The organism is Sphingomonas sp. JUb134, assembly GCF_004341505.2.
Taxonomy (GTDB): Bacteria; Pseudomonadota; Alphaproteobacteria; order Sphingomonadales; family Sphingomonadaceae; genus Sphingomonas.
On sequence record NZ_SLYP02000001.1, the window covers coordinates 1,599,576 to 1,612,613 of the forward strand.

Genomic DNA, 13,038 nt, shown 5'->3' on the forward strand with positions numbered 1-13,038 from the left:
TTGCGACGCATTCGCAAATCGGTATGCCGAACCGTCAGCCGGGCAGCGCGGCGGTCCTCCGCATCGGCTGCAGTTCGAGTCGCGCCAGCGAACGCCACAGCCACTCGAACGGCCCGTAGCGAAAGCGCGACAGCCACGCCGGGGACCACAACAGCATCGCCGCCCACATCGCGAACACGATCGGATAGAGCGCCGCGCGCGAAAGCGTCCCGTACCAGCCCAGGCCATAGCCGTAGAAGAGCGTGGTCATGACGATGCTGGTGGTCAGATAGTTGGTGAACGCCATCCGCCCGGCCGCAGCGAGCCGCTCGGTGAGCCCGCCGCCCGGCCGCGCCACCAGCAGGATCAGGCACGCCCAGCCCAGGATCATCGGCACGCGCAGCAGCGCGGCGAGGGGCATGGTTGCGGTCGCCACCGTCAGCAGGTCGAAATCGCGCGAGACCAGCCATGCCGCGAGCAGCGCATAACCCGGGATGCCCACGCCGAAGCCCACCAGCATCCACCGCGCATAGCGCGCCCGCGACCAGCCGCCCGTCAGCATGCCCGACCGCAGCCCCGCCATGCCCAGCAGCAAGTATCCCAGCGTCTCCGCCCCCACGAACAGCGTGGTCGACAGCAGATGCGCCAGCTCTTCCCAGCGATGCGCGACCAGGCCGCTCCAGCTGCCGCGATGCAGCGCCAGTTCCTCCTGGATATGGGCAGGGCCGGGGACGCCCATGGTGTCGATAAAGGCGCGCAGCGACTTGGCGGCTTCGGCGGCCTTGGCGGGGTCGGGGTCATGGATGCCCGCCTGCATCGCCATCACGCCCAGCGGCATCATGGCGTACAACAGCCACGCCACCCCGGCGAGCACCAGCCCGCGGGTCACCAGCGCCCGCACGCTCGCGTTGCGGCACGTATAGGCGATCGCCCCGATCACCGCATATTGGTTCAGAATGTCGCCCCACCACAGCAGCAGCAGATGGGCGATGCCGAACACGAACAGCCAGGCCATGCGCTGGAAGTGCACCCGCGCCGGGCTCTCGCCCTTGGCCACGGCCCGGTCGATCACCAGCAGCATCGACGCGCCGAACAGGAAGCTGAACAGCCCCCGCATCTTGCCGTCGAACAGCACGAAGTTGACTAGATAGACGGCCAGGTCGATCCCCTGGTGCCCGCCATAGGCCTTGGGGTTCGTGTACGCCGCATCGGGCATCGCGAAGGCCACGATGTTCATCAGCAGGATGCCGAGCACGGCCACCCCGCGCACCGTATCCAGCGACCCGATCCGGTCCGCCTGCGTCGTCGCCATACCCGTTCCCCCACTCGCCCCGACGCGGTTCTAGAACAGGATCGCGGCCGGCAGAAGTCGAACCCGCCCCGACCCCTTCTTCTCCCGTACCCCGGCGAAGGCCGGCGCCCAGTCGGGAAGGCGGATGAAAGGGGCAACCCGCTCCCGCCTACGTGAAACCGCTGCAAAGCACGGGCCGCCGTGCCTGGGTCACACGTATTCCTGCGCAGGCAGGAATCCAGGGCCAGGCAGACCAACGCCTCGCGGTGCTTGGAACCCTGGGCTCCTGCCTTTGCAGGAGCACGGCCAGGCGCTTCGCAGAGGTCTCGCCTGCGCGGCGTGCGTGGGGTGGGCCGGGGCTGCCTCGATCGACAGCCCCTGGCGGTTCCGTCAGGCGAGGGCGGCGTCGCTGCCCATCAGGTTGGGGAAGAAGCCCTCGTGCGCCGTGCGCAGCGCATCGAGCGACACGACGAAGTCGCCATCGGCCAGCTCGAAGATCAGCCGGCTGCCGATGGTGCGGCCGATCGGCTCCGCGTCGATCCCGGCCGCCTGCGCGCCCTTCAGGAAGTCGAGCAGCGCATGGTCGTGCACCGTCACCAGATACACGCCCTGGTCCTCGCCGAAGAAGGAGCAGGCGTGGTCGTACGGCTGCTTCTTGTCGAGGATCGCGCCGATGTTGCCGGCCAGCGCCATCTCGGCGAGCGCCACTGCGAGGCCGCCATCCGAGACGTCGTGCGCGGCCGTAACCACGCCCGCGGTGATCGCGGCGCGCAGATAGTCGCCGGTGCGGCGCTCGGCATCCAGGTCCACCGGCGGCGGCGGCCCATCCTCGCGGCCGTGGATCTCGCGCAGCCACAGCGACTGGCCGAGGTGGCCGGAGCGATTGCCGAGCGCGATGATGATGTCGCCGGTCTGCTTGAAGGCGATGGTCATCGACTTCTCCCAGTCGGCCATCAGCCCCAGGCCGCCGATTGCCGGCGTCGGCAGGATCGCCGAGCCGCCGCCGGTCGCCTTCGACTCATTGTAGAGCGAGACGTTGCCCGACACGATCGGGAAGTCGAGCGCGCGGCAGGCCTCGCCCATGCCCTCCAGGCATCCCACGATCTGGCCCATGATCTCCGGCCGCTGCGGGTTGGCGAAGTTCAGGCAGTTGGTGATCGCGAGCGGGGTCGCGCCCACCGCGGTCAGGTTGCGCCATGCCTCGGCCACCGCCTGCTTGCCGCCCTCGACCGGGTCGGCAAAGCAATAGCGCGGCGTGCAGTCGGTGGTGATCGCCAGCGCCTTCTTGGTGCCATGCACGCGCACCACCGCGGCGTCGCCACCGGGGCGCTGCACGGTGTCGGCGCCGACCATGTGGTCGTACTGTTCCCAGATCCAGCGCCGGCTGGCGATGTCGGGCGATCCCATCAGCTTCAACAGGTCCGCCGCCGGATCGCCGCAGGCCGGCACGTTCGTCAGCTCTGCCGGCTTCGGCGTCGGCACGTGGGGACGGTCGTAGAGCGGCGCTTCGTCGGCGAGCGGGGCGAGCGGAATGTCGGCAACCGTGTCGCCCTTCCACTTCAGCACCATGCGGCCGGTGTCGGTCACGCGGCCGATGATCGCGAAGTCGAGTTCCCACTTGCGGAAGATCGCCTCGGCGAAGGCCTCGCGGCCGGGCTTCAGCACCATGAGCATGCGCTCCTGGCTCTCCGACAGCATCATTTCATAGGGCGTCATGCCCTCTTCGCGCTGGGGAACATCGTCCATCACCAGCTCGATGCCGACGCCGCCCTTGGACGCCATCTCGACCGAGGAAGAGGTGAGGCCGGCAGCACCCATGTCCTGGATCGCCACGATCGCGTCGGACGCCATCAGTTCCAGGCACGCCTCGATCAGCAGCTTTTCGGTGAAGGGGTCGCCGACCTGGACGGTGGGACGCTTCTCCTCCGAATCCTCGCCGAAGTCGGCCGAGGCCATGGTCGCGCCGTGAATGCCGTCGCGGCCGGTCTTCGACCCCACATAGACGATCGGATTGCCGACGCCCGAGGCGGCCGAGTAAAAGATCTTGTCCGTGTCGGCGACGCCCACGGTCATCGCATTGACCAGGATGTTGCCGTCATAGGCGGGGTGGAAGTTCACCTCGCCGCCCACGGTCGGCACGCCCACGCAGTTGCCATAGCCGCCGATGCCGTGGACCACGCCCGCGATCAGGTGGCGCATCTTGGGATGGTCGGGCCGGCCGAAGCGCAGCGCGTTCAGGTTCGCGACCGGCCGAGCGCCCATGGTGAACACGTCGCGCAGGATGCCGCCGACGCCCGTCGCCGCGCCCTGGTAGGGCTCGATGTAGGACGGGTGGTTGTGCGACTCCATCTTGAAGATCGCCGCCTGGCCGTCGCCGATGTCGACCACGCCCGCATTCTCGCCCGGGCCGCAGATCACCTGGGGTCCCTCGGTCGGCAGCTTCTTGAGGTGAATGCGGCTCGACTTGTACGAGCAGTGCTCGGACCACATCACCGAGAAGATGCCCAGCTCCGTCAGATTGGGCTCGCGTCCCATCGCGTGCAGGACGCGCTCATATTCCTCGGGGGAAAGGCCGTGCTCGGCGACGATCTCGGGCGTGATCTGGGTCATGCGCGAGCCCTTAGCGACACCGGCGCGAACGGGCTAGAGGGCAGGCGCGCAGACCCGGGCCGGGTGCGGGATTTTCGCCCCTGCCGGACAAGCCGCTTGCCAGGACCGGCGCCCCGCTCGACCATGGCGCGGAAACCGATGGAGGAGCGTGCACATGCAGCAGCAGATTTCGGTCATCACGCTCGGCGTCACGGACCTGCACCGATCCCGGCTCTTCTACATGCACGGCTTCGGCTGGACGCCCGTGTTCGAAAATGCGGAGATCGTCTTCTACCAGATGAACGGGCTGGTCCTCGGCACCTTCGATCGCGCGGCGCTGGAACGCGACATGAACCGGTTCGGCTCCGGGGCGGGCGGCGCCTTATCGCTGGCGCATAACGTGCCGGCCCAGACGGACGTCGAACCCGTCATGGAGCAACTGGTCGCGGCGGGCGGGTGCATCCTCCGCCCGGCGGATGCCCCGCCGCACGGCGGCTATCGCGGCTATGTCGCCGATCCGGACGGGCACGCCTGGGAAATCGCGTGGAACCCGGCCTGGGTCATCGACGAGAACGGTTTCGTCACCTTCGCGGCCTGAGCCCGCCGCGCCTCACACGTCGATGCTGTCGTAGACCACGACCCGCGCCCACAGGTCGCCGCACGTCTCCACGAAGCGCTTGTGGACCGGGTGATCCTGGTACCGCGCCTGGTCTGCCACCGTGTCGAACACCATCAGCTCGGACACATGATAGCTGCTGTCCACCACCGAACGCTGCTCGGTGGGGGCGGGGACGCCGACCCGCAGCTCCCGGATCTCGGGGATCGCGCGCAGCGTCTTGAGGCCGGCGATCAGCTTCTCCCGGTCGCCCGCGCGTCCCGGCTCCTTCAGCCAGAAGAAGACGTGATGCACCATCTGGCCCTGCCGGGGCGCCGCCGCGGCCGCGGCGTGCGATCCGAGCACCGGCAGCCCCAGTGCCGCACCCAGCCCCATCCATCCTCGGCGGTTCACGATCATGCCTGTCTCCATCCTTGCCGCGCCTGCGATCGGGTTCGCAGGCGGTGTTTGCTCGTGCGGGTCGTGCCAGTCGGCGCTTCAGTCGGCACCGCCACCTTGCGCACCTTCCGCCTCCATCGCCGCCACCACCTCCTTGCCGGACTTCTTCGCGTCTAGCAGGGCCAGCAGCCGCGCTGCGCCATTGTCCGGGGCGGCGTGCGCCGAATAGGCGAGGGGGCGCAGCGCCCGCTTGGCGTCGTCCACCCGGTCGTCGATCAGCGACTGGTGCGCATAGGCGAAGCGCACCGCGTCGTCCTGCGGCACCAGTTCATGCGCGCGGGCGAGCGCCTGCTTGGCGTTGGCGGTGGGCACTGCGCCCGCCATGCCGAAGCTCGAATAGAAGAGCAGCAGCGTATAGGCGTCGTTGGGGTCGATCTTGTTCGCCTTCAACAGCCAGCTGCGCGCCTCCTTCCACGCGGCCGGGTCGGTCGTCTGCGCCTCGCGCGCCCGGTTGAGGAGGACCTGCGCCTTGTAGACCAGCGCCTGGGAGGAGTTCGGGTCGATCGCCAGCGCGCGGTCGGCCGCCGCTTCGGCCAGGTCATAGCGGCGCGCGTCCAGCGCCATCTCGGCAAGCCAGCCCTGAACGACCGCGTCCCCCGGATAGCGCGCGCCGATCGGGATCGCGTCCTCCAGGATCGGCTGCGCGGTCTTGGTATTGACCCCGCGGTCCGACCGCATGCGCAGGCCGATCATCGCCTTCTCGCCGGGGCTGAGCGGCCGTACCTGCACCACCGGCTTCGGCAGCTTGTCCAGCCCGAACCGCAGCGCGGGGAAGGTCCGCCCCTTCAGCCGCGCGTTCAGCTCCTTGTCGAGCTGCTTCAGGTCGCCAAACGCCTCGCGCGCGGCTTCGACGCTCGGCTTTCCCTGGTTCACCGCCGCCAGATATTTGGCGAACTGCGCCCGCCGCTCGGGCGGTGCCGCGATGGTCAGATAGTGGGTGAGCAGCCAGCCGCGCGCGTACAGCCCGTCCATCTGATCCCTGCGGATCGTGCTCATGTTGACGGAGAGAAGCTCGGAGGCGGGGAGCGGATCGCCGTGCAGCAGCGAATAGGCGCGATGCTGCGCGGGCTTGCCGATCCAGGCCGTCTCCTTGTCGAACGACACCGTCGACAGGAACTCCGCATAGCCTTCGGAGAACCAGGCCGGATAGGCGGCGGCGAAATTGCCCAGCAGCAGGTGATGGGCATATTCGTGGAACAGCACGATCCGCGCCTGCTCGCGATCCGATCCCTCGCCGCCCAGCCCGCGCTGCGGGGTGAAGGCCACCGAACCGCTCGCCCGCCCGTCGTAGAAGCCGGCGATGTTGGCGCTGTTCGAACCGTACAGGCGCCGCACCGCACTGTCATTCGGCACGACATAGAGCGTCACCTTGTTGGACTCGTCCTCCGGCCGCGCCGCCACGTTCTGGAAATAGCGGAAGACGCCGTCGAACAGCTCCAGCTCCTCGGCCCGCTCCTTGACCGACTCCGCATTGCCCTCGGCAAAGACGATGAAGTGCTTCGAGGTCGCCTGGTACCACTCCGCCCTGGCCGGCGCCGCCGCCGTCGTCAGCGCCAGGCCCAGGATCATCGACGCAAGCCGTATCGACCGACGCATTCGTCCTCTCCCCCTTGTCCCTGACGCGCAGCCTATCGAGCGCGGTCGCGCGTGTCAGCCATCTTGCCGCACCGTGCGCAAATGGCCATGTGGGCGCTTTGTGGCCCGCATCATGGGCACGCGGGGGAAGTTGGAATGGACGCACGCAACGGCATCGGCGGCAACTTGGCCGGCGTCGACCTGCTGGGAGAAATCGACCGGCTGCGCAAGGAGCGCAACGCCGTCATCCTCGCGCATTATTACCAGAAGCCGGAGATCCAGGACCTCGCCGATTTCGTCGGCGACAGCCTCGACCTGTCGCGCAAGGCCGCGGCCACCGATGCCGAAGTCATCGCCTTCTGCGGCGTGCGCTTCATGGCAGAGACCGCCAAGATCCTGAGCCCCGAAAAGATCGTGGTGCTCCCCGACATGGCCGCCGGCTGCAGCCTGGAGGACAGCTGCCCGCCCGAGCAGTTCGCCGCCTTCCGCGCGCAGCACCCGGACCATATCGCGCTCACCTACATCAACTGCTCGACCGAGGTGAAGGCGCTCAGCGACATCATCGTCACCTCGTCCTCGGCGGAAAAGATCCTCAGCCAGATCCCGCCCAGCCAGAAGATCCTCTTCGGCCCGGACCGCAACCTGGGCGGCTATCTCGCGCGCAAGACCGGGCGCGACCTGCTGCTGTGGCCGGGCGTGTGCATCGTGCACGAGGCGTTCTCGGAAACCGAACTGCTCAAGCTCAAGGCGGAGCATCCCGGCGCGCCGGTCGCGGCCCACCCGGAATGCCCGGCGGTGATCCTCGACCACGCCGACTATGTCGGCTCGACCCGCGGTATCCTGGAGTACGCCCAGACCGTGCCCGGCGACACGCTGATCGTCGCGACCGAGCCGCACATCATCCACCAGATGGAAAAGGCGATGCCGGAGAAGCGCTTCATCGGCGCGCCGGGTGCCGATGGCAACTGCAACTGCAACATCTGCCCGTACATGGCGCTCAACACGATCGAGAAGCTCTACCTGGCGCTCCGCGATCTGGAGCCGCGCATCGAGATCGAGGAGAGCCTGCGCCTGAAGGCCAAGGTGTCGCTCGACCGCATGCTCGGCATGGCGAGCGGCACGGTCGGCATGGGCGACCTCGGCCCCGTCCGCGTCACCGGAGACTGATGGCCCACGCCTGACCCCACCCGCGAGAGGAAGTTCCCATGCCGCATCCGAGCCCCTGGCAGCACCATCGTAGCAGCAGCATCGCCGACGACATCGACTTCGAGATCAAGGGCCAGGAACTCCAGTTCCTGGAGATCGAGCTCGACCCCGGTGAAAGCGCGGTGGCGGAGGCGGGCGCGCTGGTGTGGAAGGATGCCGCGGTGGACATGACCACAGTGTTCGGCGACGGCAGCGGCGGGCAGGGTGCCGGCTTTATGGGCAAGCTGCTCGGCGCCGGCCGCCGGCTGGTGACCGGCGAGAGCCTGTTCACCACCGTCTTTACCCACCAGGGCCATGGCAAGGCGCGGGTCGCCTTCGCCTCGCCCACGCCCGGCGCGATCCTGCCGCTGCGGCTGGGCGACCTCGGCGGGCGGCTGATCTGCCAGAAGGACAGCTTCCTCGCCGCCGCCAAGGGCGTGTCGATCGGCATCCACTTCCAGAAGCGCGTGCTCACCGGCCTGTTCGGCGGCGAGGGCTTCATCATGCAGAAGCTGGAGGGCGACGGCTGGGTCTTCGTCCAGATGGGCGGCACCGTCGTCGAACGCACGCTCAGCGCCGGCGAGGAACTCCACGTCGACACCGGCTGCCTGGCGGCGATGACCGACACGGTGGATTTCGACCTGGTGACGGCCGGCGGCGTGAAGAGCGTGCTGTTCGGCGGCGAGGGCCTGTTCTTCGCCCGCCTGCGCGGCCCCGGCAAGGTCTGGATCCAGTCGCTGCCCTTCTCGCGCCTGGCAGGCCGGATGCTGGCGGCCGCCGGCAGCCGGGGCGGCCAGAACCGCGGCGAAGGCTCGATCCTCGGCGGCCTCGGCGACTTCGTCGGCGGCAACAACTAGGGCAAGCGCGCGCGTCCGGTCAGAACGCTCTGTTCAGGTTCACCGAAAAGGTGGTGGCCGAGGGCGTATAATCCTTCTTCGCCACGGAGCGGGTAAAGGCGAGGTTGATCGCCGTCGCCCGGTCCAGACTGACGCTGCCGCTCGCCCCGAGCCTCAGCGTCTGCTGCCGGTTGTCCTGCCCGACGCCGTCGACTTTGGTGGTCCCGCCATGGGCATAGACTGCGTCCAGCGACAGCCAGGCCCGGTCGCCGACGTCGTGGCTGAGGTGCCCGTCGACGCCGAACAGGGCTTTTTGCTGCAGCCTGCCGTCGCCTCGATATTCGTCGTTCGCCCCGAACAACTGGACGTTGCCGTTCACGGCAAGGAGCGTGCGCGGGCCGAAGTATTTCCCGTACGAAAGCTGCGGCTTCACCATCCACCGGTTCTTGCCGATGTTGAGGAGACTTTCCGCGTCATAGGCTCCGGTCGGCGCCGTCACGCCGATCGACCCGGTGAGATAGGCGTCCGGCTGCCACGTGGCGAACTCGCGGCGGGTCAGGGCAGGCGCGCCCGCGATGTTCATGACGAAGACGGCGTTCACATCGCCCAGGCCCTCGCTGTAGGTCTGTAGGTTCGTCCCATCCAGGCGTGCCGTCACGAAGCCATAGGGGACGATCAGCTGAACACCCGCGGCCTGGCCCGCGATGCCGAAGGACCGCGCATAGCGCGCGATCGGCACATGCGCGTCCACCGATACGCCCTCGATCGGCAGCGACGGATCAACCGAGGCCTCGGTGTTCGAATAGGTATAGTAGAGGAACAGGATGTTCGTATCGACGGGGACATTCTCCCAGTCCCGGGCGCCCTGGGCGAAGGCGGATGGGGACGCCAGGATCAGCCCGCCGGCCAGGGCGGTCGCGAACGCGGCATGGTGCTTGCTCATGGGCGCGACCTCACGGCGTCACGATGTTGAAGAAGATCGGGAAGGTGTCGAGGTTGGAGAACAGCCGGGTGACCGCGCTGCGATCTCCCGAAATCTTGATCGAACCGTCGCCGATCGCCCGATCGAAGCTGGTCTGGCCTAGCGTGATCGCGTCCAGCGTCTTGCGCGACAGGGAAAGGGTTGCCGTCGCGTCCGAAGATGCGTCGGCCTTGCGATGGGTGAGCGCGCCACCCCGCACCGTCACGACATGGGTCTCCGCCGGGTCGGAGAACACCCAGTTGAGCTTGAGGTCTCCGCTCGAAGCAGCCTTGGGACCGTTCAACCGGATGCCCAGATAGTCGAAGTACATGGCGAGCGGCATGGCCTTGATCGTATCCGGGGATGCCGTCCCCCCGGCGCCCTTGGGAACGCCGTTGCGCAGTTCGAAGGCGCCCATCAGCATCGCGTTGCGCCACGTTCCGTTCTCGGACTGGAAGCCCATCTGGTCGAGCGTCTCGGCAAGGAGGGCCTTGCCCGCCGCCGACTGCGGGTTCGCGAAGACGACGTGCTTCATGAGTTCGGCGACCCAGCGATAGTCGCCCTGGGCAAAGGACGTGCGCCCCAGCGCGATGACCTTGTCCTCGCCGCCCATCGAGGCGACGTATTTCCTCGCGGCTTCCACGGGAGGCAGGGGGTTCAGGTTCGCCGGGTTCCCGTCGTAGAACCCCATGTAGCGCTGATATACCGCGCGCACATTGTGGCTCATCGAGCCGTAATAGTCCCGGTTATACCACTTCTTGCCGAGTGCCGGCGGAAGGGTCTTCAGTTCCTCGGCGATCTCCATCGGCGTGTAGCCGAGGTTGATGAGCCGCAGCGTCTGATCGTTGATGTACCGGTACATGTCCCGCTGGTCGGCAAGCATGGCCGAAATCCGCGCGGTGCCCCAGGTCGGCCAGTGGTGCTGCGCGAACAATACCTCGGTGGTGGCGCCATAGCGGGCGATCGTGTCGTCGAGGTATGAGGACCAGACGCTGGGGTCGCGCACCTGCGCGCCCCGGATGGTCAGCACGTTGTGCAGGGTGTGCGTCGCGTTCTCGGCGGCGCCGAGCGCGCGATAGGCGGGAATGTACATGTTCATCTCCGCCGGCGCTTCGGTTCCCGGCGTCAGCTGGAACTCGATCAGCAGCCCGTCGATGGTGACCTGTTCGACTGCTTTCCCGCCCGCGCCGATGCTGTCGGTCGGCGCGATCAGGCCCACGGTGCCGCGGGAGGTGGTCTTGCCCAGGCCGGCGCCGACCTGTCCGGTCGGGCTCTTCGGAAGCAGGGCACCGTACATATATTGAGCCCGGCGGCTCATCGCGGTGCCGGCATAGACGTTTTCCGAGACGGCGTGCTCCAGAAAGCCGTCGGGCGCATAGATCTTCACCTTTCCGGCGAGAACATCCGCTTCGCTGACGACGCCTTTCACGCCGCCATAATGATCTACGTGAGAGTGCGAGTAGATCACGGCAACGACGGGCCGGTCGCCGAAATGCTTCCGATAGAGCGCCATTGCGGCCGCCGCGGTCTCGGAAGAAATCAGCGGATCGACGATGATGAGGCCTGACTTGCCCTCGATGATCGTCATGTTGGAGAGGTCCAGGCCGCGGACCTGGTAGATATGTTCGGAAACTTTGAACAATCCGGCAATATTGTTCAGCCGCTCCTGGCGCCACAAACTCGGGTTGACGGTCGCCGGTGCTTGCGCGTTGTTCTCGAACGCATAGGACTTCATGTCCCACACGACCTTGCCTTCCGCGTCGCGAATGACATCGCTGAACGCTTCAATAAGCCCCTTTTTCGCATCCTCGAAATCGGAGGTGTCGGAAAAGTCGAGGGTTTTGAGGAAGCGCTCCTGCGACTCCATCGTGGCCGTGGTCACGCCCTGTTGCTCCTGTGCCTGGGAGAGCGCGGGGCACAAAAAGAGAAACGGCGCCGAAAGGACGCGAGCCAGCGATCTCATGAAACAACACCCCTGTTGATCAATACGACTACAAGTATAGAGTAGAATTGTTCCGCTGCATTTTCATGGCACCAGCGTTATTGTGGCTGAAGTTGCGGCATCGTGCTTTTTCGGCACTGGCCCGCCAGCCGTCGTTCCAAGCTGCCGGTTCCGAACCACCCGCGTGCAGGCTTCCTATCGGCCGCTACCAGGCGTGGTAGGCGGGCAGGGTTGGGGCACCGTCGCTTCGCCGCGCTCGATCCTCGGCGCCCTCGGCGACTTCGCCGGCGGCAGCAACCAGGCAAGTTGGGGGCCGCCATGGCCCGCTCTTTTCCCCCCCGAGACCCAGCCGCACGCGCTTCGTGCGCCGATTATCCCTATGCCGTTTGGCTTCGAAAGCGCATGTTACCGGTTGCGGTGCTTCAGATTCGGGTGAAGCCGGTCAGCAGGATGATGAGCGTAGATGTTGACGGTATCCGGTGCGCTACTGCTCGCGGTCATCCCCCTGGGCTCAGTGCCGGCGGCGGATTTCCCGACCGCGGCGAGCGCTGCCTCGGCAACCCCGGCTTCGCCTTCCGTCCTGCTTGTCGATCCGGCCCTCCTTCCGGCGCAGCCGCTTCAGTCCCAGTCCAGCACGGCTGCTCCGCCGGCGGTCGTTCCGGTTCAAGTCTCGCCGGACTCGCCGGGTACAGTGCCCCCGTCGGACGCGGCTTCGCCCGTCCAGCTGCCGCCTGCCGAAGAGGCGGCGCACGGTGACATCGTCATCACGGGGCGCCGGGAGCCGGCAGGAGACCCGCTGCGCGCGGTGAATGCCGAGTCTTTTGCCGTCACGCAGAAGGTCGACGACACCGTCATCGGACCTGTCGCAAGAACCTACAAGAAGACTGTGCCCAGCCCGATCCGCAAGGGGATCCACAACTTCCTGTACAACATCCGTGAACCGATCGTGTTCTTGAACTTCTTGCTTCAGCTCAAGCCTGGGAAGGCAGCGGAGACGGTCGGCCGCTTCGTGATCAATACCACCGTCGGCGCTGCCGGGTTCGTGGACATGGCCAAGCGGAAGCCGTTCCACCTGCCGCGGCGGTCGAACGGGTTTGCAAACACGCTGGGCTATTATGGCGTGAAGAACGGGCCGTTCCTGTTCCTGCCCCTGGTCGGCCCCACGACCGTCCGGGACTTGCTGGGCGGCGCCGTCGATCGGCTGGTCCTGCCGGTCGGCGTCGGCAGTCCGTTCACGAGCCTGAGCTATTCGGTGCCCGCCGGGGTCCTGGGCGCGCTCGATCATCGTTCGGAATTCGATCAGACGCTCAAGGACCTGCACGACAACTCGCCCGATCCCTATGCCGCAACCCGGGCATTCTACCTCAATCGACGCCAGGCCGAGATCGACCAGTTGCGCGGGCGCGTCGAGGGCGATCCCGCCGGCATGTCGGGGCCGCCGCCGAGCGTGAACCCGTTCGTTCCCGAGTATCTGGAGCCGAAGCCAACCCCAGCCCCGGCGCCCGAACCCTCGGAGCCGGTCGAGGGAAACTGAGCCCGGCAGGTTGCGTGGTCCGGTCCTACCAGCGCGCGCCGCGAACGGCGTGGTTCGCGCTCTGATGAGGACGGAACGAACGGGCGGAGTCC

Annotated in this window: 10 protein-coding genes; 4 read left to right on the forward strand and 6 right to left on the reverse strand. The window is 67.2% G+C overall.

The window, feature by feature from the left end; translation table 11 throughout:
- Positions 1-34: 34 nt before the first annotated feature.
- Both EDF69_RS07620 and purL read right to left on the reverse strand, forming a co-directional pair.
- Positions 35-1,291 (reverse strand): DUF418 domain-containing protein, encoded by a 1,257-nt coding sequence (locus EDF69_RS07620; RefSeq protein ID WP_132884412.1) that lies wholly within the window; start codon positions 1,289-1,291, stop codon positions 35-37.
- A 369-nt stretch (positions 1,292-1,660) separates the two neighbouring features.
- Positions 1,661-3,880, reverse strand: coding sequence for a phosphoribosylformylglycinamidine synthase subunit PurL (gene purL, locus EDF69_RS07625; protein ID WP_132884413.1), 2,220 nt, complete (start codon positions 3,878-3,880; stop codon positions 1,661-1,663).
- 154 nt (positions 3,881-4,034) lie between these two features.
- Between purL and EDF69_RS07630 the strand changes: the two genes are divergently transcribed.
- A complete protein-coding gene (locus EDF69_RS07630; RefSeq protein WP_132884414.1) occupies positions 4,035-4,457 on the forward strand; it encodes a VOC family protein in 423 nt (140 codons plus the stop codon).
- 12 nt (positions 4,458-4,469) lie between these two features.
- On the opposite strand, the gene EDF69_RS07635 is transcribed toward EDF69_RS07630, so the two are convergent.
- Both EDF69_RS07635 and EDF69_RS07640 read right to left on the reverse strand, forming a co-directional pair.
- Positions 4,470-4,874 carry a Dabb family protein gene (locus EDF69_RS07635; protein ID WP_239555364.1) on the reverse strand — a complete coding sequence of 135 codons (405 nt, stop codon included), beginning with the start codon at positions 4,872-4,874 and terminating at the stop codon, positions 4,470-4,472.
- Between the two features lie 78 nt (positions 4,875-4,952).
- On the reverse strand, positions 4,953-6,509 hold the full coding sequence (locus EDF69_RS07640; protein WP_239555366.1) for a DUF1570 domain-containing protein: 1,557 nt from the start codon (positions 6,507-6,509) through the stop codon (positions 4,953-4,955).
- Between the two features lie 135 nt (positions 6,510-6,644).
- Between EDF69_RS07640 and nadA the strand changes: the two genes are divergently transcribed.
- Both nadA and EDF69_RS07650 read left to right on the forward strand, forming a co-directional pair.
- The gene (gene nadA, locus EDF69_RS07645; RefSeq protein ID WP_132884415.1) at positions 6,645-7,655 is read left to right on the forward strand and encodes a quinolinate synthase NadA; all 1,011 of its coding nucleotides are present in this window, start codon (positions 6,645-6,647) and stop codon (positions 7,653-7,655) included.
- A 38-nt stretch (positions 7,656-7,693) separates the two neighbouring features.
- The gene (locus EDF69_RS07650) at positions 7,694-8,530 is read left to right on the forward strand and encodes an AIM24 family protein (protein ID WP_132884416.1); all 837 of its coding nucleotides are present in this window, start codon (positions 7,694-7,696) and stop codon (positions 8,528-8,530) included.
- A gap of 19 nt (positions 8,531-8,549) precedes the next feature.
- Here the strand turns inward: EDF69_RS07650 and EDF69_RS07655 are convergent, their stop codons facing one another.
- Both EDF69_RS07655 and EDF69_RS07660 read right to left on the reverse strand, forming a co-directional pair.
- Positions 8,550-9,452 (reverse strand): transporter, encoded by a 903-nt coding sequence (locus tag EDF69_RS07655; RefSeq protein WP_132884417.1) that lies wholly within the window; start codon positions 9,450-9,452, stop codon positions 8,550-8,552.
- Between the two features lie 10 nt (positions 9,453-9,462).
- Positions 9,463-11,352, reverse strand: a complete 1,890-nt coding sequence (locus tag EDF69_RS07660) for an alkyl sulfatase dimerization domain-containing protein (RefSeq protein ID WP_204991333.1) — start codon at positions 11,350-11,352, stop codon at positions 9,463-9,465.
- Between the two features lie 751 nt (positions 11,353-12,103).
- On the opposite strand from EDF69_RS07660, the gene EDF69_RS07665 reads away from it, so the two are divergent.
- Positions 12,104-12,946, forward strand: a complete 843-nt coding sequence (locus tag EDF69_RS07665) for an MlaA family lipoprotein (RefSeq protein ID WP_339538021.1) — start codon at positions 12,104-12,106, stop codon at positions 12,944-12,946.
- Positions 12,947-13,038: the final 92 nt, after the last annotated feature.

What these genes read in the sequence shown, in the direction of transcription:
- EDF69_RS07620 (WP_132884412.1), bottom strand. Translation starts at nt 1,291, where the DNA reads ATGGCGACGACGCAGGCGGACCGGATCGGGTCGCTGGATACGGTGCGC.
- purL (WP_132884413.1), bottom strand. Translation starts at nt 3,880, where the DNA reads ATGACCCAGATCACGCCCGAGATCGTCGCCGAGCACGGCCTTTCCCCC.
- EDF69_RS07630 (WP_132884414.1), top strand. Translation starts at nt 4,035, where the DNA reads ATGCAGCAGCAGATTTCGGTCATCACGCTCGGCGTCACGGACCTGCAC.
- EDF69_RS07635 (WP_239555364.1), bottom strand. Translation starts at nt 4,874, where the DNA reads ATGATCGTGAACCGCCGAGGATGGATGGGGCTGGGTGCGGCACTGGGG.
- EDF69_RS07640 (WP_239555366.1), bottom strand. Translation starts at nt 6,509, where the DNA reads ATGCGTCGGTCGATACGGCTTGCGTCGATGATCCTGGGCCTGGCGCTG.
- nadA (WP_132884415.1), top strand. Translation starts at nt 6,645, where the DNA reads ATGGACGCACGCAACGGCATCGGCGGCAACTTGGCCGGCGTCGACCTG.
- EDF69_RS07650 (WP_132884416.1), top strand. Translation starts at nt 7,694, where the DNA reads ATGCCGCATCCGAGCCCCTGGCAGCACCATCGTAGCAGCAGCATCGCC.
- EDF69_RS07655 (WP_132884417.1), bottom strand. Translation starts at nt 9,452, where the DNA reads ATGAGCAAGCACCATGCCGCGTTCGCGACCGCCCTGGCCGGCGGGCTG.